Raw genomic sequence first — 23,353 nt, forward strand, 5'->3', positions numbered from 1 at the left:
GCCGGTGAAGAAGCCGCCGAGGGCGTTCTCGCCGGTGCCCTTGAGGAAGCCGGTGGTGGGGCTGCCGCCGTTGATCCACGCCTTGGCGGCGGGGGTGGCGAAGCCGAGGCCGAAGGCCTTGTCCAGGAACGCCCACAGGAAGATCCAGCCGAGCGCGATGCGGGCGATGGCCCACACGTAGTCCACCGGGCGCGTCGTCGTGGTGTGGGGGACGGGGGCGGTGACGGGCTTTGCGTGGATGGCGGTCATCGGTGGTCTCCTTGTCTGTCTGCCTTCCATCCCACCGTTTCCGCGCCTTGGCCCGTAGTGCCGGAGNTCGATCGGGGCCTCCTCGGTGAGGCGCGCAGGCGGGACGACGACGCTCATGCCGCGCTTCCGATCGCGGCCGCCATGGGCCGTACCACCGCGACCGGGCAGCGCGATCCGTGCAGGACGCCGCGGCTGACCGATCCCAGCAGGGCCGAGCTCAGCGGTCCGCGTCCGCGGGAGCCGACCACGACCAGGTCGGCCGCGGCCGAGGCCCGGCAGATCGCCTCCACCGCGCCACCCGGCACGACCTGCTCGATCACCCGCACCCGCGGATGCCGGTCCCGCCAGCGCTGCAGCACCAGCACCGCGCGGTGCCGCGCCGCCTCGAACAGCTCATCGAAGATCGGATCGGCGCCGAGGACGAACGGCGAGATCGCCGGCGGCTGCCAGGCGTGCACCGCCCGCAGCCGCGCGCCACGCCGGTCGGCCTCGGCGAACGCGAACCGCAACGCCGCCGCGGCATGCTCGTCGAACCCCACCGCGATCTCGCCCCGCTCCCGGACCGGCAGATCGTGGACGACCACCACCGGGCAGCCGGCGTTGGCCGCGAGCGCGGCGCTGACCGAGCCGATCCGCCCCCGGGAGAACCGCCCATAACCCCTGCTCCCGAGCACCAGCGCCACCGCCTCAGCGGCCTCCGCGCGCAGCACCTCGGCGACGACGCCCGTGCGCAGCACGGTGCCGGTCGGCAGGTACGGCTGCCGCCTGCGAGCCAGCGCCTCGGCCTCGCGCAGCACCGAGGCGCTGTAGTCCTCCAGCGACTCGTAGACGGCCAGGGCCTGGCGCAGCGGGATGTCGTAGGCGTAGACGCCGGCCACGTGCACGATCCGCAGCGGCAGATCCCTGCGCACCGCCTCGTCGGCCGCCCAGCGCACCGCGTTGCTTGCGGCGGGCGAGCCGTCCACGCCGACGGTGATGTGTCCGTTCATGCGGCCATGGAATCCCGGGAGACGGTGTGATCACCGCGGTCCAACGGCCCCGATGCACGGGACCAACGGCCCGACAGGTCGCATCGCAGCGCCGCCGTCGCGAACACGGCGCCCACCAGCTAGTCGCGCAGGCCGACGGCGGTAGGTGTGTCCGCGGGCCGATCGTCCAGATCCTCGAACTCGGTGATCTTGTCAAGCTCGGTGCCCATCGAAATGTTCGTCACCCGTTCGAGGATCACTTCGACGACAACCGGCACGCGGTACTCGGTCATGAGTTTGACGGCCTCGGCGAACGCCGGAGCGAGGAGTTCCGGCTCATGGACCCGGATCGCCTTGCAGCCGAGACCCTCGGCCACCTTGACGTGGTCCACGCCGTACCCTCCCAGCTCAGGCGTGTTCACGTTGTCGAACGCGAGCTGGACGCAGTAATCCATGTCGAAGACGCGCTGTGCTTGCCGGATCAGCCCCAGGTAGGAGTTGTTCAGGACGACATGGATGTACGGCAGGCTGAACTGCGCTCCGACGGCGAGTTCCTCGATCAGGAACTGGAAGTCGTAGTCACCGGACACCGCCACGACCGTGGCGTCGGGGTCGGCGGCGACGACGCCGAGCGCCGCAGGGGCGGTCCAGCCCAGCGGTCCGGCCTGACCGCAGTTGATCCACGCTCGCGGCCGGTAGACGTGCAGGAACTGAGCGGCGGCGATCTGTGAGAGCCCGATCGCGCTCACGTAACGCACCTCGCGGCCGAAGGAGCGGTTCATCTCCTGGTAGACCCGCTGCGGTTTGATGGGGACGTCGTCGAAGTCCGTGCGCCGGTGCAGGGTCCGTTTGCGGGCGACGCACTCCTCCACCCAGTCCGTGTAGTCCGGTAGCGCGCCGGATTCGCGGTGCTCGCGCGCCACCTCGATGAACTTCTCCAACGCGGCCTTGGCGTCCGAGACGATCCCGAAGTCCGGGGGGAACACCCGGCCGATCTGGGTGGGTTCGATGTCCACGTGCACGAACGTGCGGCCCTTGCGGTAGGTGTCCAGACCGCCGGTGTGGCGGTTGGCCCACCGGTTGCCGATGCCCAGGACGAAGTCGGCAGCCAGCAGTGTGGCGTTGCCGTACCGGTGCGAGGTCTGCAGGCCCGCCATGCCGGCCATCAGCCGATGGTCGTCCGGTATGGTCCCCCAGCCCATCAGCGTCGGGATGACCGGCACGCCGAGCAGCTCGGCGAACTCCACCAGCAGGTCCGCGGCATCGGCGTTCACGATGCCGCCGCCCGCCACGATGACGGGGCGCCGAGCCGCCATGAGCATCGCCAGCGCCTTCTCGGCCTGCGCCCGGGTCGCGGCCGGCTTGTAGACCGGCAGCGGCCCGTACGTGTCGATGTCGAATTCGATCTCGCCCATCTGCACGTCGAAGGGCAGGTCGACGAGGACCGGGCCGGGCCTGCCCGAGCGCATCAGGTGGAACGCCTGCTGGAAGACTCCGGGCACCTGCGCCGGCTCGAGCACCGTCGTCGCCATCTTGGCGACCGGAGCGGCGATCGAGCTGATGTCGACGGCTTGGAAATCCTCCTTGTGCAGCCGTGAGACCGGGGCCTGACCGGTGATGCACAGGATCGGGATCGAATCGGCCCAGGCGGAATACAACCCTGTGATCATGTCGGTGCCCGCCGGGCCGCTGGTGCCGACGCAGACGCCGATGTTCCCGGGAGCCGCCCGCGTGTATCCCTCGGCCATGTGGGAGGCTCCCTCCACGTGCCGGGCCAGCACGTGAGCGATGCCACCATCGTCGCGCATCGCCGAATAGAACGGATTGATGGCCGCGCCCGGCACGCCGAACGCCTGTGTGATCCCCTCGCGGCGAAGGATGGCCACGGCCGCGTCCACTGCTCGCATCCGAGGCATGCGCTCACCTCTCCTGGTTCGTCGTGGCCCTGCCGGAGAGCTGCTCCACCAGCAGCAGCAGGGCGCCATGGTCGAGGTCGCCGTGCCCCTGTGCCCGGAGCGAGGCGATCAGCTCGCCGGCGAGCGTTCCGAGCGGGATGGCGACGCCTGCCTTCCGGGCGGCGGCGCGCACGATGCCCATGTCCTTGTGGTGCAGGTCGATCCGGAAGCCGGGCTTGAAGTCGCGGGCGAGCATGGCCGCGGCTTTGTGGTCGAGAACCGCGTTGCCGGCGAGCCCGCCGGCGAGCACCTCCACGGCGGCATGGGTGTCGACGGCGCATGCCTCCAAGAACACCAGCGCCTCGGCGACGAGTTCGATGATCCCGGCCACGAGGAGCTGGTTGGCGGCCTTGACCGTTTGGCCCGCGCCGTTCGGGCCGACGTGGACGACGGTCTTGCCGAGCTGCTCCAAGATCGGCCTCGCTTCCTGGACGTCGGCGGCCTCTCCGCCGACCATGATCGACAGCGCCGCCTCGACGGCTCCCCTCTCGCCACCGCTCACGGGGGCGTCCAGCGCTCGCCGGCCGGCCGAAACGGCGGCACGCGCAAGGCGTTCGGCCGTGTCGGGCATGATCGTCGAGCAGTCGATGTGCAGGGTGCCGGGCTGGGATGCGGCGTAGATCCCGTGCTCGCCCAGCGCGACGGCCTCGACGTCAGGGCCGTCCGGGAGCATGGTGATGATGACGTCCGCCTCGGTCACCGCCTCGGTCACTCCGGCGGCGCCTCGCCCGCCGCGCTCGATGAGGGTGTCGACGGCGGGCCGGGAGCGGTTGTAGCCGATGACGTCGTAGCCGGCCCGCACCAGGTTGGCGGCCATGGGGCCGCCCATGATGCCCAGGCCGATGAAGGCGATGGTGGTCATGGGATTCCTCGTATGCCGGAAGGCCCACGCCTGGGCCGCGGGGTCAGTGCAGGGTGTCGTGTGAGGTATGGAGCGGATTGCCCCGAGCGCGCCACTCCCGTGGCAGCCAGTCGAAGGCTCGCGCGGTGTCGGTGAGAGGTTTGTATTCCAGGCCGATCCGGCCCCGGTAGCCTGCGGTCACCAGAGCGTGGAAGAGCCGATCGAAGTCGATCGCTCCGGTGCCGGGCTCGTTCCGGCCTGGGCAGTCGGCGATCTGGACGTGGCCGATGCGGTCGCCGTATGTGGCGATGACCTCGTCCGCGCGTTCGCCGTTGGCGGTCAGATGGTAGAAGTCGGCGAGCAGGCCGAGGTTGCCCACGCCCGTCGAGGTCCGCACTTTGTCAAGGACCGTGATGGCGTCCGCTGCGGTCGTGAGCGGGTAGCGGGGCGCGCCGCTGAGCGGCTCGACGAGGACGGTCGCGCCGATGCCGGCGACAGTCTGGGCCGCGAGGGCCAGGTTCTCCATCGCCACATCGTCCTGTTCCGCGGGATCGGTGCCGGGAAGCCGGTTACCGTACAGCGCGTTGTAGAGCGGGACGTCCAGTTGGGCGCCGATCTCGGTGGCGATCGCCACGCTGTAGCGGAACTCGCGCTGCCGGTCCGGCAACGAGACCAGGCCGCGGTCGCCGCCGGGCATGTCGCCGGCGGCGAAGTTCAGCCCCGACAGCTCGACTCCGGCGTCACGTATCGCCCGGATGAAGCGGTCCACGTCGGAGTCGGCAGGCACCGCGGTCTCGAAAGGCCACCAGAATTCGACCGCGTCGAACCCTGCGGCCCTCGCGGCGGCGGGCCGCGCCAGGAGCGGCAACTCGGCGAACAGGATCGAGCAGTTCACCGCATAGGGCAGCGGGTGCTCCATTGGTCCTCCCCTGTGTCGGTGGGTAGGCGCACCGTCAGGTGTGCGGCGTGTCGATGCCGAGCGGGGCCGCCGAGGGCACGGGGGCAGTGGTACGGCTCCAATGTCGGGAGCCGAGCCAGCAGGCCAGCGCGATCACGATCAGCGCCGCCTCCGCCAGGAGGTACCTGGCCTCCTGCATGACCAGGGCGAGTCCGGTGAAGGCGATCACCACGATGGGCGGCAGTGGCCACAGCGGCATCCGGTACGGCCGCGGCTCCCCTCGCTGGCTGATCCGGCTCCACAACGCGGCCAGGCCGATGCACAGGTAGACCGCCGCGATCACCGCTCCGGCGAAGATGATGAGGAAGTCCAGGGCGGAGGTGAAGACGAGCACCGCGGCCGGCACGGCGAGCAGCACCACGCCCGCGGCCGGTGAGCGGAACCGGTTGAGGCGGGACAGCGAGTCGTTGACCTGCCTGGGCCAGATCCTGTCACGTCCGGTGGTGTAGGCGACGCGCCCGAAGTACATCAGCAGCGACAGCATCGCGTTGAACAGGGCGATCACCGCACCCATGTCGACGATCACTCGCGCGCTGGTGCCCAGCGACTGCTCGACCGAGTAGACCACGGGCGCGGGCGCGGAGAAGAATTCCCGCAAGTCGGGCGCGGCGATGACGGCGGCGGTAAGCGGCACGACGATCAGGACACAGGCCAGGATCGCGGAGATGACCACCGCTCGGGCGATGGCCCGTTCCCCGCCTTTGAGCTCCTCGGCGAAGCCGAGCGCCGCGTCGTATCCGTTGATGACGTTGAAGGCGGGTGCGAGGGTGGCCAGCATGACCGCCACGCCCACGGCGGCGAGCTGCCCGTCTGAGATCATGGTGGGTTGCAGCGTGACGTCCGCGAGCGATTGTCTGGGATGGGACAGCGCCGCGGCCGTGATGACGCCGAGGACGATGACCTCCACCACCACCATGACGGCGGTGGCCCAGGCGCCCACCTCCACCTTCGTCAGCGCGATGCCGACCGCGACCGCGAGCAGGATCACCGCCACCACGGGAGCCGGCGCCGTCAGGCCCGGGAACAGGTCCTTGAGGAACCCGACCATGCCGAGCGCGATGCTGGCCGGGATGACGATCCCCTGGATGAGGTAGTTGAACGTGGTCACCCAGGCGAAAGGCGCCGGGAGCACGCGCCGGACGAGCGAGTACATGCCCCCGGCGAGTGGATACATGGCCGCCAGTTCGGCGAGGCAGAAGGCGATCAGCAGGACGACGACCGACAGGATCAGGTTCGCGCCGATCGCGAAGGTACCGCCGACCAGGAAGACTCCTGCGGACAGGAAGAGAACGGCCATGGTGGGTGAGACATCGGCCATGGCGAGTCCGACAACTTCCCAGACTTTCAGCCGCCGTGCGAGTTGCTGCTGGTATCCGAGCTGTTCGAGGCGGGACTCGGATGACTTTCCCGCTGTCGGGTCGTGCATGGCGGGAGCTCCTTCATGGGCGCGTGGGCATGTCGTGTTCAGGTGGATCAGGCGCCGGCCGCGGTGCCGATGCTTCCGATCGGAAAGCAGGTGGTCCTGCCGCCGTCGGCGACCAGATGGGTGCCGGTGATGTATCCGGCTCGGTGGGAGAGCAGGAAGACGACCGCTTCGGCGATCTCCACGGGGTCGGCGATGCGTTTCATCGCGACCGTCGCCTCGTTCTCCGCGAGCTCGGCGTCAGGGTCCGCGGCGCCGTCGAACTCACGCAGGAACATGGGTGTCCGGGTGGTCCCAGGGCAGATCGCGTTGACCCGGATGCCCCAGGACGCCAGCTCCGCTGCGGCGCTGCGGGTCATGGCCAAGATGCCGCCCTTGGTGGCGGTATAGGCGACGTAGCCTGCTTGCCCCATGAGCGCCAGCTCCGAGGCCGTGTTGACCACCGCGCCGCGACCGCGGGGCTTCATCACGCGGGCCGCTTCGCGCAGGACGTGGAACGCTCCGGACAGGTTGGTCGCGAGTTGCCGCTGCCACAGCTCATCGGTGGTCTCGGTGAGCGGTGCCACGATCGAGATGCCGGCGTTGTTGTGCACCGCGTCGATCGGGCCGAGCTCCGTCTCCACCCGCTCGAAGGCCGAGCGTACGGCCTGCGAGTCGCTGACGTCGGCTGCCACGGCCAGGGTACGGCCGCCGTGCGCCGCGCAGCGCACCTCCGCCGTGTTCAGATCATCGCCGGGGAGCGAGACCAGCGCCACCGACGCCCCTTCGCGTGCCAGCACCTCGGCGGTGGCCAGACCGATTCCGGAGGCGGCGCCGGTAACCAGCGCGACCCGGCCGTCCATCAGCGCCATGTCAGTCACTCCCCGTCTCTCGTGCCCAGTGGGTGCTCTCCTCGCGAGCCGCGTAGCCGATCGGCTCGGGCCGGACATCCACGGCGGGATCGGCGTGGACCCGCTCTGCGACCTCGGCCGCGGTGAGGATCGCGACGTCGCCGTAGTCGATCGCCGTCCCGATCAGCTCGCGCAGCGCCTCCACCCGTGACGGGCGGCCGGACAGGAACGGATGCGCGCACAGCACGAACAGGCAGCCGTAGCGGCGCATCGCCGCGAGTTCCAGGCTCCAGACCTCCAGCGCTCTGCGGGGGGATTCCACCGCCTGGCCCAGCCTTGGATCGGGCAGGAATGCATACTGGGGGAAGTCGTCGGTCAGCCAGTGCGGGGGGAGCTCCGCGATCCGCCCCGACGGGGTGTCGATGAGGTAGGGACGGTCGTCGTCCATGAGGGTCGACTGGTAGCGGAAGCCGTGCTCGGCCAGCAACGCCGCCGTGCGCACGCTCGGGGACGACAGCGGGCTGCGGTGGCCCACCGGATGGACGCCGAGCCGTTCCAGTGCCCGCAGGCCGCGCTCGAAGTCACGTCGCTCCTCATCCCGCGACATCAGCACGAGCTTCTCGTGGGCGTAGGAATGATGTGCGATCTCATGCCCGGCGGCGGCGATGCGTTCGACGACGTCCGGCCACCCTTCGGCGCTGCGCCCGGGAACGAAGAAGGTGGCCCGCACACCGAACTCGGCCAGCAGATCGAGTATCCGGGGCACCCCCACACGGGGACCGTAGGCTTGATGGGACAGAGCGCCGATGTGGGTCACATACCGCGAGCCCTCGGCGAGCACGCAGGACTCCGCGTCCACGTCGAAGCTCAGCACCATCGCGGCCGCGGCGCCGGACAGCCAGCCTGTCCCGGGTGTTCCGGTCGGTTGCGTCGTCATGGTGCCGTCCTGGTCCGCATCCAGGCGACGGTGGCGCGCAGTCCGTCCTCCAGCGACCACTGCGGCCGGTAGTCCAGGTCCTTGTCGGCGGAGGAGATGTCGAACGGGCCCTGCCGGTCCCACTGGGGCAGATGGCCGCCGCCCAGGCAGATGTCCGCCTCCGGGATGAGAGCCTTGATGAGGTCCGCGGCCTGCGCCAGGGTCACCCTCGAACCGCCGGTGATGTTGTAGACGTGCTGCCTGGGCGCCCGCGCCACCGAAGCAAGGCGTGCCGCCGCCGCGACGTCCCGGGCGAAGACGAACTGGAAGGGATGATCCCCGCCATGATCGAGGCGGAAGGGAACGCCGCGTACCGCGCTCTGCAGCATGTCGCCGAGCACGCTGGGCATCCACAGGCCCGGGCCGTACACCTCGGTGATCCGCAGGGAGACGACCTCGACGCCGTACAGGTCGCGATAGACCTTGCCGAGCAGCTCCCCCGCCACTTTCGTGACGCCGTAGGGCGTCGTCGGCTCCGGCTTGGCGTCCTCGCCGACCACCATGCCCTCGTCCAGGTTGCCGTAGGCGCATTCGGAGGAGAAGTTCACGATCCGTCGCACCTGAGCCATCCGGGCGGCTTCGAAAACGCCCAACGTGCCGTCGACATTGGCCGCGAAGGTGGTGACGGGCAGATCGATGGACACACCGGGGTGGCTCATGCCGGCGGTGTGGACGATGCGGTCAACCGAGTTCTCCGTCAACGCCCGCACGAGCCTGGGCAGGTCGAAAAGCTCGCCCTGAACAGCGACCACGCCCGGGCGGTCGTCGACGGTGAAGTCCCGGTTGTAGCTGACGACACGCTCGCCCTCCTCCACCAGCAGGTCCACGAGGTGTCTCCCGATGAAGCCACGCCCCCCTGTGACGAGAGTGGTCATCTTGCTTGTCCTTTCATCGGTCGCAGATCGTCGATGGACTTCGTCACCAGTGCGGATAGATCTCGGGATCCGCCTGGACGGGCTCGAGCTTGCGGCTGTCCAGCGTCCGGTCGGCGAGGACTGCGGAGCACAACTGCTCGCCCGTGCGGAACTCGACGTCACCGCGATCCAGCACCGTCTCGATCAGCGTGCGGAGGTTGCGGGCGCGCCCAGGTCGTCCGGACAGGAACGAGTGCGCGGTGAGCTGGAAGAGACCGCCCCACTCGCGCATCCCGTCCAGCTCCGCCGTCCACAGCGCCAAGGCCTTGTCCGGCGGCTCGATGACGTAGCCGAGATGCGGTTCGGGAAGGTAGGCGTACTGCTCCCAGTCGTCCAATGACCAGTGCGCCGGCAACTCCACCAGCGGGCCGTGCTCCGTCTCGATGACGTACGGCGTGTCGTCGTCCATCAAGCTGGTGTCGTAGGAAAGCCCGAACTCCCGCGCCAGCCCGGCGGATCGCCACGTGGCGGCCCACATGGGAGACCGGTAGCCGGAGGGCCGGATGCCGAGACGGTCCAGCGCCTCCAGACCGCGCTCGAACTCCATGCGCTCCTCGGAAGGGCGCAGCCCTGTCGACGGGCGATGGCTGTAACTGTGATGGGCGATCTCGTGTCCACGCTCGGCGATCCGCGTGACAGGCTCAGGCCACCGTTCGGCGACCAGCCCCGGCACGAAGAAGGTGGCCTTGATGCCGAACTCGTCCAGGATCCCCAGCAGGCGGGGCAGGCCTTTGCGCAGGTCGTATGCCTGGTGCGACATGGCCATCGCGTGCTCCGCGTAACGCCGCCCGGCCGCCAGGACCGGTGTCTCGGCGTCCACCGCGAATGTCAGCAGAGCGATCGCCGCGGCACCGCCTCGCCAGCTCCGCTCGTCGCCGGCCGCAGCATGATCTTCTGCGGAGATGCTCATCTGGAGGCGCTCCTCGTCGGTCGTGTGATGTAAGACACTCTGCGCAGCGAGAAGGACCTGCGACAACGGACACACTGTCAAAGCAGTCGCGGCCTGCGTGTGACACTGTGCCTATGGCAGTGACGCTGGCTGAAGTCCTCGATCATCCGCTGGTCAAGGCGGCGAGCCCGCAACTGCTGAGCGGTGAAGGGTGGCTCGATCGCCCGGTGCGATGGGTCCACTCGGCCGACCTCTACGAGATCGCTCCCCTGCTCCGCGGCGACGAGGTGCTCCTGACCAACGGCGTCGGCCTGGTCGGTGTGGACGGCAAGGGCCGCCGCCGCTACGTCCGGCAGCTCGCGCAACGCGGAATCGCGGCGCTGCTGTTCGAAATCGGCCGGCCCTTCACCGAAGTGCCCGACGACATGGCCGACGAGGCACGCCGGTTCAACCTCCCCCTGGTGGTCCTGCAACCGGTGCTCAGGTTCACCGAGGTGGCCGAAGCCATCAACAGCATGGTCATCGACCGTTCCATCACCAGACTGCGCCATGCCGACGAGATCTCGCGCACCCTGTCCGAGACCCTTGCGCGAGGGGCCGCCCTCCCGGAGATCGTCGAGCGGATTCGCACCCTGGCGGGAAGCTGGATCACGCTCCATGACGGCTACAACCGCCTCGTCGCCTCCGCCGGCCCTGTGCCGGAGGACCGATCCACAGGTACGGTCACCGCCCCGATCATGGTGGAGGCGACGACATGGGGCTATCTCACCATCGGCACGGCCGCCGTTCCCGAACTGCTCCTCGAAGCCCTTCTCGAACGGGCACCGGCCGTGCTCGCGCTCGCCCTCGTCCGGCACCAGCCGGGCGCCGCCAGCTCGCTGCGACTACGGCAGCTCCTCGTCGGGCAGCTGCTGGAAGGGCAGCATGTCGAGGAGCACGTCCTGCAGGACCGGCTGCGCGCCAGCGGCTTGCCGCTGTCCGGCCACCCCTATACATGCCTGGTCGTCGACCGCACCAGGATCGCCAACTCCGTCAACCTTCTGGAAGGGATCGTGCGTGCCTGCGGCCGGGGGGTGGTCGGCGTGTCGCAGGACATCGCCTGCGCGGTCATCGCCGGCGGGAAGGAGACGACCGCCGCAGAGTTGTGCTCCGATACGCGCGCCAAACTGACGGCTGCCGTATCAACCCACGCCGAGACCTGCATCTCGATCGGCCCCGGCACGCGCAACGCCATGGACCTGCCGTACAGCATGCGCCAGGCACAGCTCACGCTGCGGCTGGCGCAGCAGCTCCACCACGACAACGCCATCGCCTCAGCGCAGGAGCTGGCCGCCGAGCGGTTGCTGTACGCCCATGGCGACCGTTCAGAGCTGCGACGATTCGTCGACGAGCAACTCGGGCCGCTCCTTGCCGAAGACGCTCAGCGGGGCACGGCACTGGTCGCGACCCTGGCCGCGTTCCTCGATTGCGGAGGCTCCAAGGCCCGCACCGCGCAGTGCCTCCACATGCGTCGTCAGTCGCTCTACTACCGGCTGAACCGTGTCGGCGCGCTCCTTCCCGTCGACATCGACGACCCCACACAGTGGCCGACTCTGGCCATGGCGTTGAAGGCGCTCCGGCTCCTGGAGGGGACCGTTCCCGATACCCGGTTGTGACGTCAGACGGGAGAGGCCGGGCGGCAACACCGGCAACACCGGCAACGCCACAGGCCCGTATACCTCGGTGGAGGCGATCATGCGGGTGGCCCAGGAGGCCGAGCGCTTGGGCTATGGAGCGGTCTGGACCCACGAACCTTTCGAGACGTTGAGCTGCGTGGCCGCGTGGACGAAGTGGCCGCGTGGACGAACCGGATCTTCAGCCTGTCATGACGCTCCGGTAGTGCGTGGTCAGCCGGCCCCCGTCATCGAGGATGTGGAAGGCGACCGCGGGTGGTTGATCGAGGTGGACGTAGTCTTCGGCGTGCGCGCGGCGTTCCCAGGGAAGACGGAGCGTGGAGACGACTCCCGGCGCCACCAGCAGCGGCCGTCCGGCGAAGGTGGTGGCCGCCGCCGTATGGGCATGCCCGCACAGGAAGGCCCTGAGGTTGGGGTGGCGGTCCGCCAATGCGGCGAGCCGTTCGGCTCCGAACTGGCGGATGCCGTCGATGAAGGGTTCGTGGAGCAGGGCCGGCGGGTGGTGGAAGCCGACCAGGACCGGCGTCGAGCGACGGGTCTGGTCCAGCAGGTCCTCCAGCCACGTCAGAGTCTCCTCCTCCAGCATGCCCTCGCCCTTGCCCGGCACCGAGGAGTCACACAGCGCGATGACGGCGTCGCCGAACCGGCGTGCCTGGTTGATCGGCGCGGTCGATTCCGGCTGGTGGAGGAGGAATCGCCGGAACGCCGCGCGGTCGTCGTGGTTGCCGGGGCAGACCATGACCGGGTGCCGGGAGGAGAGGAGAGCGCGGGCCTTCTGGTACTCGGTAGGCAGGGCGTGGTCGGCGACGTCGCCGGTGACCACGACGGCGTCCAGGTCATAGGGGAGATCGTCGAGGTACTTCATGACGGCCTCGGTGCGCTCCATGCTGCGCGCCTCGCCGTCGACATGGGTGTCACTGAGATGAGCGATCACGATCAACGCGGTGGTCCCTTCGATGTGGCGGCGGCTGCGGACAGAGGTCCGTCACCCCGGCATGCTCGCCGTGCCTGCGTGTCCGGGTCGCCGTGATCCGAGCCTAGGTCGCGACCGGACCAGAGATAAGATCCGGTTTCATGCCACTTTTTTGGTCCAGTTCGGGGCGCGACCTGCATCTCGACGTCGATCCGACATCGGCGCGGCGGGCAGGCCTGGAGTCCGCCCTGCGGGCGGCCATCGGGGAGGGACGGCTTCCGGCCGGGACGCTCCTGCCGTCCACGCGCGCCCTCGCTCAGGAACTCGGCCTGTCGCGGGGCACCGTCACCGCCGCCTACAACCAGCTGGTCGAGGAAGGCTTCCTGGCCACGCGCCCGGGGTCGGGCACCAGGGTGGCCGCGTTGCCAGGGCGTGCTCCGGTCTCTGTACGGCCCGGCTCGCCACCGCCTCCTCCCCCTCACGACCTTCGCCCGGGGCTCCCGGACGTCAGCGCCTTTCCCGTCCGCGCCTGGCTCGCCTCGACCCGCCGCGTCCTCACCGGCGCCCGACCGGAGATCTTCGGCGCCGGGGACCCGCAGGGCCGGATGGAGCTTCGGCACGCGCTCGCCGGCTACCTCGCTCGCGCCCGCGGCGTGACCGCGACCGCCGACCAGATCGTGATCACCTCCGGCTCCTACCAGAGCATGAGTCTGATCGCCGGTGTGCTGGCCGCGCGCGGTGCCACGGCCGTAGCCATGGAGGACCCCGGCCACAATGGCTTCCGGCAGGTCGTCCAACGCGCCGGGATCACCGCCCTTCCTCTGCCGGTGGACTCCCACGGCGCCCGGGTCGAGTTCCTGACGCACGACGCCGGCGCGGCGTTCCTCACCCCCGCCCACCACTATCCGACCGGCGTACCGCTTCACCCGAGCCGCCGCCAGGCACTATGCGGCTGGGCCCGCTCCACCGGCGGCATGATCGTCGAAGACGACTACGACGGCGAGTTCCGCTACGACCGCCAACCGGTCGGCGCCCTCCAGGGACTCGCCCCCGACCACGTCGTCTACTGCGGCACCGCCTCCAAAACCCTGGCCCCGGCTTTGCGCCTGGCCTGGATGGTCCTGCCGCCCCACCTGGTGGAGGAGGCCGTACGTGCCAAGCACGAGGCCGACCAGTACACCGAGACCCTTCACCAGCTGGTCCTGGCCGACCTGCTCACGACCTATGCCTACGACCGCCACGTCCGCGCCGCCCGGGCACGCTACCGCCGTCGCCATCGGCTCCTGCTCGACCGCATCGCCACCGTTCCCGGCCTCACCGCCCGCGGCGTCCCCGCAGGCCTGCAGATCCTGGTCACCCTCCCCGACACCGGCCCCGCCGAGCACGAGATCCTGGACCGCTGCGCCCGGCACGGCGTCGCGATCCGCGGCCTCACCGAACTCCACCACGACCCCGCCGACTCCCCCCAAGGCCTCCTCATCGGCTTCGCCGCCCCGTCGGACCGCGCCTACCCGGCCGCCCTCCACGCCTTGTTCGCCATCCTGAAGTCGGCGCCGGCCTGATGCTCCATTTCCTCGTAGCAGTCACTGCCGCGGGAGGGCGCCGGCCGGGGCCGTATCATGCTGCTCGGACATGGCATTGCCGAGCAACCGTCCAGAGAACAAGTCCCCGACCGTGGCCAAACCTTTCCGGTCCGGTCTCCACGCTCCGCGGGGAAGCGCACTCAGAAGTGTCCGCACAAGGCGGAGACGCGCCGAGATCGTGTCCCGCTGAAGGTATCGCTCACGTGAGCCTAAGCCCGACGACGCCGAGAACGATGAACGCCAGGCACGCGAGCCGCATCGGCGTCGCGCTCTCCCCCAGCACAAGAATGCCCGCCAAGGCGACGCCGACCGCGCCCAGCCCGACCCATACGGCATACGCCGTACCCACCGGCAGGTCCCGGAGCGCCAGCGCCAGCAGGGCGAAGCTGGCGGTCGCCGCGGACACGCCGAGGATCGCCGGCCAGGGCCGGGTAAAGCCGGCCGATCGCTCCAGAGCCAGAGCCCAGACGATCTCCAGGAGCGCCGCCGAGAGGAGCAGCAGCCAGGCCATCGCTACGCCACCGCGCCGGCGTCGACGACCAGTGAGGCGCCGGTGATGTTGCGACCGCCCTCGCCTGCGAGGTGGACCACGGTCGCGGCGATGTCCTCCGGAGCGCAGTACCTGCCGAGCGCGGTGTAGCGGCGCTCTTCCTCGGCGTCCGGCCCGTCCGCCGGGTTCATCTCGGTGTCCGTGGACCCCGGATGCACCAGGTTGACCGTGATGCCGCGCGGGCCGAGGTCTCTGGCGAGCCCCTTGGTCAGCCCGACCAGCGCCGCCTTGCTCATCGCATACAGCGTCCAGCCGGGGTACGGCACGCGTTCGACCAAGCTGCTACCGATGCTGACGATCCGCCCACCGGGCCGCATGACAGACACTGCCGCCTGGGACAGCACGAAGGCCGCACGCGCGTGGATCGCCATGGTGCGGTCGAGTTCCTCGACCGTGACGTCCTCGAAGGGGCCGTAGGGCGCGACGCCCGCGTTGTTCACCAGGATGTCCAGCCCGCCGAAGGCGGTCGCGGCCTGCCGTACCGCCTCCCGCAGCGCGTCCACGTCGCCGGCCTCGGCGGGTACGGCAAGCGCCCGGACTCCCATGGCGGTCAGTTCGCCGGCCACGGCCTTGGCGCGATCCTCGGCCCGGGCGTAGGTGATCGCGACGTTGGCGCCCTCGCGCGCCAGGCCCCTCGCGATCGCGGCGCCGATGCCGCGGCTGCCGCCGGTGACCAGAGCGGCCTTGCCGTCCAGCTGTCCCATGGATCCCCCTCAGGCGGAATGCGTTCCGGATAAAGTTACCCGGAACGCATTCCGCTTGTCTACGCCACTAGGCTGGCCGCGTGACTCGGGAGCGGGCCGACGCCGTCAGGAACCGGGCGAAGATCCTCGCCGCGGCGGGCGCCATCGTGGCCACGCGCGGCGTCGACGGGCTGACGATGGCCGACGTCGCCGCGGCCTCCGGCGTCGGCGTCGGCACCCTCTACCGCCGCTTCGGCGACCGTTCCGGCCTGGTGCACGCGCTGATCGACGCCCGGGAGCGCGACTTCCAGGAGGCGTTCATCTCGGGCCCGCCTCCCCTGGGCCCCGGTGCCCCGCCCGCCGACCGCGTCCGCGCATTCCTCCACGCGCTGGTCGATCGCACGCTCGCCCAGCTGGAGCTGCTTCTCGCGGCCGAGACCGCGGGGCCGTACGCGCGCTTCGGCGGCGCCTACGACGCCTACCACCGGCACCTGAGCATGCTGATCGGCCAGGCGCGACCCGACCTCGACGCCGCTTTCACGGCCGACGCGCTGCTCGCGCCCCTGGCGGCGAACCTCATCTCGCACCGCCGCCGCGACGCTCGGACGATCAAGGCCGGGATCGACGGATTGCTGGGCGGACTGCTGGAAGCCGCCCCTTCGCCCTGATCGCCCGGGGTTCGGCCCGGCCGTTCGGACCCGTCGCAAAGGCGGCGAGGACGAGGTTTCTACAGGGCGAGGGTTTCCAGGTTCACGGCGTCGGCCATGGCCTGGGCGCCTTTGTCGTTGAGGTGCATGCCGTCGCCGCTGTCCAGGGCGGGGTGAATGTAGTCGGGGTCTTCGGGGTTCTCGACGGCCTGGGCCACGTCGAAGACGGCGTCGAACGTGTCGGTGGTGCGGATCCAGTCGTTCACCTCGCGCCGGGCGGCGAGGCCCTCGGGGGTGCTGACCCCGGGGTAGGCGGCGCCCGCGAAGGGGCCGATGGTGGCGGCGAGAATCCTCAGGCCGGCCTCGTGGGCGCGGTGGGCCAGGGCCTTGAAGCCCTCGATGAGGGCGTCGGAGGTGACCGGAGGCTCGCCGGACATGCCGGGGAGGCCGAGGTCGTTGATGCCGAAGTGCACCAGGACGTGGGTCACGCCGGGAACCGAGAGGACGTCGCGGTCGAAGCGCGCCAGCGCGTGCTCGCCGACCTCGTCCCGCAGCAGGCGGTTTCCGGCGATGCCCTGGTTCACGACCCATCCCCGCGTGAGGCGCCGGTTGAGGAAGTCCACGGAGCGGTTGTTCGCGCCGGTCGTGGAGCCGACCCCTTCGAACCAGGAGTCGCCGAACGCCACGGCGATCGCGGTGCCGTCCGGGACGAGCACGTCGACGCCCGAGACGTAGAATCTGGCTTCAACCTGCTCGGCGTCAGGGAGCGCGGGAGACGCGACGTGGTTGCTGCGGGCTATGTGAGCGACCTCCATGGGCCTGTGGGAATAGGTGGCCGGCCCTGTCTCCTCCGGGAGATAGAGGCTGAGGACCAGGTCGGCGCCGCGGGCGACGGGCAGATCGACCGGATCGCTCACGGCCTCTCGTCCCGGCGGGATGGTGAGCCTTTCGGCGCCGTCGAAGGTGAGGGCGGCCTGCCCGTGCTCGGTGGCGGCCCTCGCGGCGGCGATGGTCAAGGGGGTGCGACCGTAACGGTTCGTCAGGCGTACGCGGAGGCGTTCTCCGCCGCCGGCCATGTGGAGCACCTGACGCACCGTCTGGTCGGCGAAGCCGCGCGGTTCGGTGAACTGGATCCGCTCGTAGGGACTGATCACCGCGGAGCGGAAGCCGGCTGTCCAGATCATGCTCGTTCCATTCGTTGCTATAGGGCGTGTCGGTGAATGCTGAAGTCGGCGAGGCGGTCAGGGCTTGAGCACGTAGCGGCCGCGCACCCCGCCCTTGGCCATGGCCCGGTGGGCCTCGGCGACCCGGTCCAGCGGCATGACGGCGTGCACCCGGGTCGGCAGCTCGCCGGCCGCGGCGCGGGCGAGCAGGCCGCCCAGCCGAGCACCGTCGGGACGTGTGACGACGACCTGCACGGTGATCCCCCGCTCCGCGGCCGGCTTGGCGCTCGGCTGGACGCCGACGAAGATCCCGCCGTCGCGGACCAGGGCGAGGCCCTGCTCCTGCAGTGCCGCGCCGTCGGCGACCGCGTCCCAGCCGGGCTCCGCGTGCGTGGTGAACTCCGCACCGAGACCGCGGACGAACTCCTCGTCCTCGGCTCTGGCCAGACCGGTCACCTGCCAGCCGCGATCCCGCGCGAGCGAGACGACGTACCCCCCGACCGCGCCGGCCGCCCCGGTCACCAGCAGCCGGTCGCCGTCGCTCGGCGCGTCACCGAGGAGATCGACGATCTGGGCGGCGGCCAGCCCGTTGAGCGGCACCGTCGACGCCGCGGTCAGGTCCAGCCCGTCGGGAACGACGGCGACGTCGCAGGCGCGCACGACGAGCTGTTCGGCGTAGGTGCCGAAGTCGCGGTCGAAGCCGTCCACGAGGCCGGCGACCCGGGCGCCGGGCGCCAGGTCCACGCCTGGGCCGGCGGCGACGACGGTCCCGGCGAAGTCCCAGCCCAGGCCGGTGCGCTCGGGCTGGTTGACCAGCCCCATGGCGTGGAAGAGGCCGCGGGCGACCGCGAGGTCGACGGGGTTGACCGGCGCGGCGGCGATCCTCACCCGGACCTCGCCGGGCCCGGGCTCGACGACGGGGACGTCGACGATCTCAATCGAGTCGGGTCCGCTCGGGGTGCGGACGGCGGCCATGCGGAAAGTAGGGATGCTCACGGTTTCGCTCCTCGTTGCTTGTGTTCAACGGAGACATGCATCACTATGGACAGGTAGCTCTCCAGTGGGAAGTACGCACTTCGAAGTGCGTAAGTTGCTCCCTGGTAGGAAGGAGCGGTCGATGCCAACGAGGACGGCAGCCCAGAGACGGGCACAAGCGAAGGTGGACTACGACGCTTTCCTGGCGAACTGCCCAAGCCGCCAGTTGCTCGACCGGATCTCCGACAAGTGGGTCGCGCTGATCCTGGCCGCGCTCGGCAGCGACGGCCCGCACCCGTCGGGAGGCGGCTGCGCCGGTGAGCCGCGGTCGATGCGCTACTCCGAGCTGTCCCGCAGGCTGGCCGGGGTCAGCCAGAAGATGCTCACCCAGACGCTGCGCTCCCTTGAGCGCGACGGGCTGATCACCCGCACCGTGACGCCGACGGTGCCGGTCACGGTCACGTACGAGCTGACCGACCTCGGGCGCTCGCTCCACCAGGTGATGTACGGCATCAAGGCGTGGGCCGAGGCGCACATGGACGAGGTGCTCGCCAATCGCGAGGAGTACGACGCCCGCATGGCCTGAACGCTCACCGCCGGCCAACCAGGTGATCACTTGGCGCCGGATGTCTGGCAGAGTTGCCTACGTAGATACACAAATACGAATCAGGGGAAATTGTGCAGGAAAATGGGCGCTCTGCCGTACCCGGAGTGAACACCGGCATCCCCAACGGAGCCCGCATCTACGACTACATGCTGGGCGGCAAGGACAACTTCGAGGCCGACCGCCAGGCCGCCGAGGCCATGCTGGCGCAGAACCCGCAGGCGTCGCAGACCGCCCGCGACAACCGGGCCTTCCTCGGGCGCGCTGTCCGCTATCTGGTGGAAGAGGCCGGCATCCGCCAGTTCCTCGACATCGGCACCGGGCTGCCCACCCAGCAGAACGTGCACGAGGTGGCCCAGGCCTGCGCGCCCGGAGTCCGGGTCGTCTACGTCGACCACGATCCCATGGTGGTGATCCACGCCAGGGCACTGCTGGCCACCGATGACGACGTCAAGGTGGTGGAGGCGGACCTGCGCAGGCCGCGCGACGTGCTCGACAACCCGATCACCCGTGGGCTGCTCGACTTCGAGCAGCCGGTGGCGGTGCTCATGGCCGCGATCCTGCACTTCGTGTCCGACGAGGAGGACCCGGGAGCGATCCTGGCCGAGTACCGGCGGGCACTGGCGCCGGGCAGCCACCTGCTCATCTCGCACACGGCCGACGAGTCCCCCGAGCATGTCATGGCGACGGCCAAGCAGGGGTTCCGGCTGGCGGGCAGCCCGCTGACGCCGCGCAAGCGCTCGGACATCGCCGCCTTCTTCGGCGACTTCGAGCTGGTCGAGCCCGGCCTCACCGACGTGCGGAGCTGGCGGGCACCGCAGGCCGACCTGCCGGCTCTGCCATGGGTGATCGTGGGCGGGGTGGGCCGCAAGCCATAGGCGGCGCCCATGCGTCACTTCCGGTCGCCGCCGACGTCGTCTCCCGATCGACCTGGGTGTCGCCAACCGGCGGGCCGGTGCGGTGCGAGCACGGCCTCGACCTGCTCACGCATCCAGTCGGCGAGCGTGCCCTCGCGGTGGATCGCCCAGCCGATCATGGCGCCGTGGTACGTGGTCTCGACGAGCGTCGCGAGCGTCGCCACGTCGGTGCCGGCGCGCAGCTCGCCCACATCGAGCGCGGCGCTCAGGTCACGCTCGACGCGGGCGCGGACCTCTCGTGCTCCGCGGAGCGTCTCGGCGTGGAAGTCGGGATCGGCGAGGTCGAGCTGGAGCATCGCGACCGAATTGGCCATCAGCTCCGGCGTGGCGACGCTGCCGACGGCATGGACGAGGCCCTCGACGATACGCGCGAGCGGCGAGGTGGCCGTCGAGCGGTCCAGGGCGTCGACCCAGAGGTCGACGCTCCGCTTGTCGGCCGCGAGCAGGAGGTCGCGCTTGGTCCCGAAGCGCTGGACGAGCGTCGCGGCCGACAGCCCCACCTCCGCGGCGACCGCGGCGAAGGTCAAGCGCGCCGGGCCGATGCGGTGGGCGAGGTCGCGGACGGCGTCGAGGATCGCCTCGTCACTGACGGTCCGTGGGCGCGGCATCACATGGGGGCGGGCATGCCGCTGGTCAGGGTCCACCGGCGGGCCTCGAGATCGACGGCGCCCCAGTCGGGCCGGGTGCCGTCGGCGTCCTGAAGGTCGTACTCGCGCATGAGCTCCCACGATCCCAGGCACCTGCCGCTGAACCGATCCCGGCCGGGGTCGGCCGCCAGCGCGGCGATCCCGCGGGCGAGCAGGTGCGGCGTCTCGGAGTGCTCGAAGTACGGGACGCTCTGGGCCCGCTCGCGCCATGTGTCCTCGGTGACGCCGAAGTAGTCGAGCATCGACTCCGACCGCAGCCAGCCGGGCGTGACGGTCAGGGCCGTCACGCCGTACGGCTTGAGCTCGTGCGCCAGGCCCAGGCCCATCCGGACGACCGCCGCCTTGACGAGGTCGTAGGACATGTTCGCGCGGTAGGGCACATCGCCCTTGCCGTCACCCACCTCGATCACCAGGCCACCCGTCCCCTCCAGCATGAGGGGGATCGCGAGGTGGCTCGTGATCAGGTGCGTCTCGATCCCGTTGCGCAGGACGCCGAGCGTCACGTCGAGCGGGTGCTCCCACACCGGCTTGTCCCACTGCAGGAACGGGTCTCCGCCCCATATGTCATTGACCAGGATGTCCAGCCGCCCGTGGTCGTCGCGGATGCGATCCACGAGCTTGGCGACGTCGCCGGCGTCGGTGTGGTCGCAGCGGACGGCGATGCCTTCGCCGCCGGCGGCCGTGACGAGCTCGGCCGTGTCCTCGATCGTCTCGGGGCGATTCATGGGAGAGCGTCCGGACCGCGTGGAGCGGCCGGTGCCGTAGACGGTGGCGCCGAGCGCTCCGAGCTCGATGGCGGTGGCGCGGCCGCAGCCGCGGGTGGCGCCGGCGACGAGGGCGACCTTGCCGGCGAGGGGACGTTGTTCGCTGAGCATGCCCCCATCATAAATGAATGAACGTTTATAAATATCCGCTCCATGTTTCACGTGCAATCTGCACACCCGGACCCATGCGAACCTCACGATGAGGTCGTGCCGGCGGCACTGGTCGCGTCACCGCAGGTCAAAGGAGACTCGACACGTCAATGCGGTACATCCCGGACCCCGGTCCGGCCGGCCTCCCGGAGGTCACCATGCGAGCCACCGAGCGGCGGATCCCCATGGAGCAGCCCGCCGCCCCCCAGCGCGCCGGCAGCCGCCGGAGGTGGCAGCGCTTCGCGCGGCACTACCTGGAGATGGTCGTGGCGATGCTGGCCGGCATGGTCGTGCTCGGCGGGGCGCTGCGCATGGTCCTGGGGATGGCGGGCGTGCCGTACTCCATGGAGCGGTACCCGGCGCTGACCATCCTGGAGATGGGACTGACCATGACGGTGGCCATGTGCGCCTGGATGCGGGTCCGGCGCCACGGCTGGGCCGGCACCCTGGAGATGGGCGCCGTCATGCTGGCGCCCGCGATCGTCTTGGTTCCGCTGGTGTGGCTGGACGTGCTGGGCGCCGGGACGGCGATGACGCTGGAGCACGTGGTGATGTTCCCGGCCATGCTGGCCGTCATGCTGCGCCGCCGGAACGAGTACATGGCGCACGCGGCCCACGGCCGGAGCGGGCGCGCCATGCGGACACTCGGGCGCGGCGCGGCCATTGCGGTCGCCTTCCTGCTGCTCCCGGGCGTCGCCTTTGCGACGGGTTCGACCTCGTACGAGGCCAGCCGGTACGCCCGGCCGGAGGTCGCGCCCGGCGTGGCGGCGACGCCGCCGGCGCACGACCCCGCCAAACCCACCGCCGTGGTCCTCGTCGGCAACCACGGCGCGAACGTCGCCGACACGCTCGCCCCCTACGAGGTCCTGGCCACCACCGGAGCGTTCAACGTCTACACGGTGGCGCCGGAACGTCGCCCGGCGACCCTGCTCGGCGGGCTGGACCTGATCCCCGATCTCAGCTTCGCCGAGTTGCGGCAGCGGCTGGGAGGTGCGACGCCGGACGTCGTCATCGTGCCGGAGATGCCGGCCGACGAGACCGGCGACGCCCAGGTGACCTCATGGCTGCGGGAGACCGCGCCCGGCGACGGGCTGATGGTGAGCGTGTGCACCGGCGCCCGGCTGCTCGCCAAGGCCGGCCTGCTCGACGGCCGCGACGCGACCTCGCACTGGTACCGGCTCTCCGGGCTCCAGCAGGACTACCCCCGGGTGAACTGGCGGCGCGGGACCCGCTACCTGGACGGCGGCGACGTGATCACCACCGGCGGGCTGCTGTCCTCGATCGACGGGACCCTGCGGGTGATCGAGCGGCTGGTGGGCCGCGACGCCGCCGCCGCGGCCGCCCGGGCCGTCGGGTGGCGGTACTACTCCCCCGGGACCGCCGCGCCCCTGCCCCTGTCACGGCTCACCCCGGCCGACGCCGTCCTGCACGTGCTCAACATCGGCTTCCGCGCCGACGCCACCACCGTGGGCGTGGTGCTCACCGACGGCGTGGGCGAGCTGGAGCTGGCCGCGGCGTTCGCTCCGTACGGCGAGGTCAAGTCCGCCCGGACCCTCGCGGTCACGGCCGGCGCGGGCAGCATCCGCTCCCGCCACGGCCTGACCTTCGTACCGCGGGCCGACCTGAACCGGGACGCTGCCGGCCAGGTCGACCGGCTGCTGGTGCCCGGCGCGGTCGCGGCGGCCGCTCCCGATCCCGGCGTCGCCGCCGCCGGTCGGCGCGCCGGCGTACCCGTGACCTACCTGCACCGGCAGCCGGGTTTCGCGTTCGACGAGTCGCTGCGGGAGATGGCCCGGACCATGGACGTGCCCACGGCGCGGTGGACCGCCAAGATCCTCGAATACTCCGCCGCCGAGCTCGAGCTTTCCGGCCCGCGGTGGCCGTGGACGCCCACCGCGCGCCCGGTCCTCCTCGGTCTGGCCGGGGTGGCCGGGCTGGGCGCCGCCCTCCTCCTGCTACGGCGGGCGCGCGCCCGCCGCTCGTGAGCCGCGGCCCCCGGCTGTCCGCGCCGCCGTCCACCCCGGCCCGGGGGTGGACGGCGGCTTCGGCCGTATGACCCCCTCGGCGGCGAGAAGTCTCGG

22 protein-coding genes and 1 pseudogene are annotated in these 23,353 nt (G+C 70.6%); 6 read left to right on the forward strand and 17 right to left on the reverse strand.

Features of this window, described 5'->3' with window-relative positions; genetic code table 11:
- The 10 genes and pseudogenes from BSB02_RS16355 to BSB02_RS16400 form a co-directional block, all read right to left on the reverse strand.
- Window positions 1-249 (reverse strand): annotated as a pseudogene (locus tag BSB02_RS16355) (hypothetical protein); the annotation flags it as partial.
- Window positions 250-362: 113 nt separating this feature from the next.
- Window positions 363-1,238, reverse strand: coding sequence for a universal stress protein (locus BSB02_RS16360; RefSeq protein ID WP_084959783.1), 876 nt, complete (start codon window positions 1,236-1,238; stop codon window positions 363-365).
- Window positions 1,239-1,357: 119 nt separating this feature from the next.
- Window positions 1,358-3,133, reverse strand: a complete 1,776-nt coding sequence (gcl, locus tag BSB02_RS16365; RefSeq protein ID WP_084959785.1) for a glyoxylate carboligase — start codon at window positions 3,131-3,133, stop codon at window positions 1,358-1,360.
- A 4-nt stretch (window positions 3,134-3,137) separates the two neighbouring features.
- A complete protein-coding gene (locus BSB02_RS16370; RefSeq protein WP_084959787.1) occupies window positions 3,138-4,034 on the reverse strand; it encodes a 2-hydroxy-3-oxopropionate reductase in 897 nt (298 codons plus the stop codon).
- Between the two features lie 43 nt (window positions 4,035-4,077).
- A complete protein-coding gene (locus tag BSB02_RS16375; RefSeq protein WP_084959789.1) occupies window positions 4,078-4,932 on the reverse strand; it encodes a hydroxypyruvate isomerase family protein in 855 nt (284 codons plus the stop codon).
- Window positions 4,933-4,966: 34 nt separating this feature from the next.
- Window positions 4,967-6,397, reverse strand: a complete 1,431-nt coding sequence (locus BSB02_RS16380; RefSeq protein ID WP_084959791.1) for an APC family permease — start codon at window positions 6,395-6,397, stop codon at window positions 4,967-4,969.
- A 47-nt stretch (window positions 6,398-6,444) separates the two neighbouring features.
- Window positions 6,445-7,245 carry an SDR family NAD(P)-dependent oxidoreductase gene (locus BSB02_RS16385; RefSeq protein ID WP_206184732.1) on the reverse strand — a complete coding sequence of 267 codons (801 nt, stop codon included), beginning with the start codon at window positions 7,243-7,245 and terminating at the stop codon, window positions 6,445-6,447.
- A gap of 1 nt (window position 7,246) precedes the next feature.
- On the reverse strand, window positions 7,247-8,161 hold the full coding sequence (locus BSB02_RS16390) for a polysaccharide deacetylase family protein (RefSeq protein ID WP_084959793.1): 915 nt from the start codon (window positions 8,159-8,161) through the stop codon (window positions 7,247-7,249).
- Window positions 8,158-9,075 carry an NAD-dependent epimerase/dehydratase family protein gene (locus tag BSB02_RS16395; RefSeq protein ID WP_084959795.1) on the reverse strand — a complete coding sequence of 306 codons (918 nt, stop codon included), beginning with the start codon at window positions 9,073-9,075 and terminating at the stop codon, window positions 8,158-8,160. Before BSB02_RS16395 ends, BSB02_RS16390 begins: the two co-directional genes overlap by 4 nt.
- A gap of 43 nt (window positions 9,076-9,118) precedes the next feature.
- Window positions 9,119-10,024 carry a polysaccharide deacetylase family protein gene (locus tag BSB02_RS16400; RefSeq protein WP_084959845.1) on the reverse strand — a complete coding sequence of 302 codons (906 nt, stop codon included), beginning with the start codon at window positions 10,022-10,024 and terminating at the stop codon, window positions 9,119-9,121.
- Between the two features lie 113 nt (window positions 10,025-10,137).
- Between BSB02_RS16400 and BSB02_RS39670 the strand changes: the two genes are divergently transcribed.
- Window positions 10,138-11,658: a PucR family transcriptional regulator gene (locus BSB02_RS39670; protein ID WP_158088649.1), complete on the forward strand. Its 1,521-nt coding sequence runs from the start codon at window positions 10,138-10,140 to the stop codon at window positions 11,656-11,658.
- Between the two features lie 199 nt (window positions 11,659-11,857).
- Here the strand turns inward: BSB02_RS39670 and BSB02_RS16420 are convergent, their stop codons facing one another.
- Complete coding sequence (locus BSB02_RS16420; RefSeq protein ID WP_240506463.1) at window positions 11,858-12,610, reverse strand: metallophosphoesterase; 753 nt, start codon at window positions 12,608-12,610, stop codon at window positions 11,858-11,860.
- Between the two features lie 140 nt (window positions 12,611-12,750).
- Here BSB02_RS16420 and pdxR point away from each other — a divergent pair, with 140 nt between their 5' ends.
- A complete protein-coding gene (pdxR, locus tag BSB02_RS16425; protein WP_084959802.1) occupies window positions 12,751-14,151 on the forward strand; it encodes a MocR-like pyridoxine biosynthesis transcription factor PdxR in 1,401 nt (466 codons plus the stop codon).
- Between the two features lie 220 nt (window positions 14,152-14,371).
- On the opposite strand, the gene BSB02_RS16430 is transcribed toward pdxR, so the two are convergent.
- Window positions 14,372-14,683, reverse strand: coding sequence for a DMT family transporter (locus BSB02_RS16430; RefSeq protein WP_084959804.1), 312 nt, complete (start codon window positions 14,681-14,683; stop codon window positions 14,372-14,374).
- A gap of 2 nt (window positions 14,684-14,685) precedes the next feature.
- Window positions 14,686-15,426, reverse strand: a complete 741-nt coding sequence (locus BSB02_RS16435; RefSeq protein ID WP_084959806.1) for an SDR family NAD(P)-dependent oxidoreductase — start codon at window positions 15,424-15,426, stop codon at window positions 14,686-14,688.
- Between the two features lie 80 nt (window positions 15,427-15,506).
- Here BSB02_RS16435 and BSB02_RS16440 point away from each other — a divergent pair, with 80 nt between their 5' ends.
- On the forward strand, window positions 15,507-16,073 hold the full coding sequence (locus tag BSB02_RS16440; RefSeq protein WP_084959808.1) for a TetR/AcrR family transcriptional regulator: 567 nt from the start codon (window positions 15,507-15,509) through the stop codon (window positions 16,071-16,073).
- Window positions 16,074-16,132: 59 nt separating this feature from the next.
- Here the strand turns inward: BSB02_RS16440 and BSB02_RS16445 are convergent, their stop codons facing one another.
- Together BSB02_RS16445 and BSB02_RS16450 are read right to left on the reverse strand one after the other, a co-directional pair.
- On the reverse strand, window positions 16,133-17,236 hold the full coding sequence (locus tag BSB02_RS16445; protein ID WP_084959810.1) for an SGNH/GDSL hydrolase family protein: 1,104 nt from the start codon (window positions 17,234-17,236) through the stop codon (window positions 16,133-16,135).
- Window positions 17,237-17,293: 57 nt separating this feature from the next.
- On the reverse strand, window positions 17,294-18,211 hold the full coding sequence (locus BSB02_RS16450; RefSeq protein ID WP_143590761.1) for an NADP-dependent oxidoreductase: 918 nt from the start codon (window positions 18,209-18,211) through the stop codon (window positions 17,294-17,296).
- 121 nt (window positions 18,212-18,332) lie between these two features.
- On the opposite strand from BSB02_RS16450, the gene BSB02_RS16455 reads away from it, so the two are divergent.
- Both BSB02_RS16455 and BSB02_RS16460 read left to right on the forward strand, forming a co-directional pair.
- Window positions 18,333-18,776 (forward strand): winged helix-turn-helix transcriptional regulator, encoded by a 444-nt coding sequence (locus BSB02_RS16455; protein WP_084959814.1) that lies wholly within the window; start codon window positions 18,333-18,335, stop codon window positions 18,774-18,776.
- 125 nt (window positions 18,777-18,901) lie between these two features.
- The gene (locus BSB02_RS16460; RefSeq protein WP_240506464.1) at window positions 18,902-19,672 is read left to right on the forward strand and encodes an SAM-dependent methyltransferase; all 771 of its coding nucleotides are present in this window, start codon (window positions 18,902-18,904) and stop codon (window positions 19,670-19,672) included.
- A 14-nt stretch (window positions 19,673-19,686) separates the two neighbouring features.
- On the opposite strand, the gene BSB02_RS16465 is transcribed toward BSB02_RS16460, so the two are convergent.
- Together BSB02_RS16465 and BSB02_RS16470 are read right to left on the reverse strand one after the other, a co-directional pair.
- Entirely contained in the window at window positions 19,687-20,319 is a 633-nt protein-coding gene (locus BSB02_RS16465) for a TetR/AcrR family transcriptional regulator (RefSeq protein ID WP_084959816.1), read from the reverse strand.
- Complete coding sequence (locus BSB02_RS16470) at window positions 20,319-21,233, reverse strand: SDR family oxidoreductase (protein WP_084959818.1); 915 nt, start codon at window positions 21,231-21,233, stop codon at window positions 20,319-20,321. The genes BSB02_RS16465 and BSB02_RS16470 overlap by 1 nt, the downstream gene beginning before the upstream one ends.
- A 149-nt stretch (window positions 21,234-21,382) precedes the next feature.
- Between BSB02_RS16470 and BSB02_RS40610 the strand changes: the two genes are divergently transcribed.
- The gene (locus tag BSB02_RS40610; protein WP_158088650.1) at window positions 21,383-23,257 is read left to right on the forward strand and encodes a DJ-1/PfpI family protein; all 1,875 of its coding nucleotides are present in this window, start codon (window positions 21,383-21,385) and stop codon (window positions 23,255-23,257) included.
- Window positions 23,258-23,353: the final 96 nt, after the last annotated feature.

This window comes from Thermoactinospora rubra, from assembly GCF_002093975.1.
GTDB lineage: Bacteria > Actinomycetota > Actinomycetes > Streptosporangiales > Streptosporangiaceae > Nonomuraea > Nonomuraea rubra_A.

Excerpts from the sequence above, each read along its gene's own strand:
- BSB02_RS16465 (WP_084959816.1), bottom strand. The coding sequence starts at position 20,319 with ATGCCGCGCCCACGGACCGTCAGTGACGAGGCGATCCTCGACGCCGTC.
- BSB02_RS16390 (WP_084959793.1), bottom strand. The coding sequence starts at position 8,161 with ATGACGACGCAACCGACCGGAACACCCGGGACAGGCTGGCTGTCCGGC.
- BSB02_RS16445 (WP_084959810.1), bottom strand. The coding sequence starts at position 17,236 with ATGATCTGGACAGCCGGCTTCCGCTCCGCGGTGATCAGTCCCTACGAG.
- BSB02_RS16380 (WP_084959791.1), bottom strand. The coding sequence starts at position 6,397 with ATGCACGACCCGACAGCGGGAAAGTCATCCGAGTCCCGCCTCGAACAG.
- BSB02_RS16400 (WP_084959845.1), bottom strand. The coding sequence starts at position 10,024 with ATGAGCATCTCCGCAGAAGATCATGCTGCGGCCGGCGACGAGCGGAGC.
- BSB02_RS16395 (WP_084959795.1), bottom strand. The coding sequence starts at position 9,075 with ATGACCACTCTCGTCACAGGGGGGCGTGGCTTCATCGGGAGACACCTC.
- BSB02_RS16435 (WP_084959806.1), bottom strand. The coding sequence starts at position 15,426 with ATGGGACAGCTGGACGGCAAGGCCGCTCTGGTCACCGGCGGCAGCCGC.
- BSB02_RS16370 (WP_084959787.1), bottom strand. The coding sequence starts at position 4,034 with ATGACCACCATCGCCTTCATCGGCCTGGGCATCATGGGCGGCCCCATG.
- BSB02_RS40610 (WP_158088650.1), top strand. The coding sequence starts at position 21,383 with ATGCGGTACATCCCGGACCCCGGTCCGGCCGGCCTCCCGGAGGTCACC.
- BSB02_RS16430 (WP_084959804.1), bottom strand. The coding sequence starts at position 14,683 with ATGGCCTGGCTGCTGCTCCTCTCGGCGGCGCTCCTGGAGATCGTCTGG.
- BSB02_RS16360 (WP_084959783.1), bottom strand. The coding sequence starts at position 1,238 with ATGAACGGACACATCACCGTCGGCGTGGACGGCTCGCCCGCCGCAAGC.
- gcl (WP_084959785.1), bottom strand. The coding sequence starts at position 3,133 with ATGCCTCGGATGCGAGCAGTGGACGCGGCCGTGGCCATCCTTCGCCGC.
- BSB02_RS16375 (WP_084959789.1), bottom strand. The coding sequence starts at position 4,932 with ATGGAGCACCCGCTGCCCTATGCGGTGAACTGCTCGATCCTGTTCGCC.
- pdxR (WP_084959802.1), top strand. The coding sequence starts at position 12,751 with ATGCCACTTTTTTGGTCCAGTTCGGGGCGCGACCTGCATCTCGACGTC.
- BSB02_RS16385 (WP_206184732.1), bottom strand. The coding sequence starts at position 7,245 with ATGGCGCTGATGGACGGCCGGGTCGCGCTGGTTACCGGCGCCGCCTCC.
- BSB02_RS16470 (WP_084959818.1), bottom strand. The coding sequence starts at position 21,233 with ATGCTCAGCGAACAACGTCCCCTCGCCGGCAAGGTCGCCCTCGTCGCC.
- BSB02_RS16455 (WP_084959814.1), top strand. The coding sequence starts at position 18,333 with ATGCCAACGAGGACGGCAGCCCAGAGACGGGCACAAGCGAAGGTGGAC.
- BSB02_RS39670 (WP_158088649.1), top strand. The coding sequence starts at position 10,138 with ATGGCAGTGACGCTGGCTGAAGTCCTCGATCATCCGCTGGTCAAGGCG.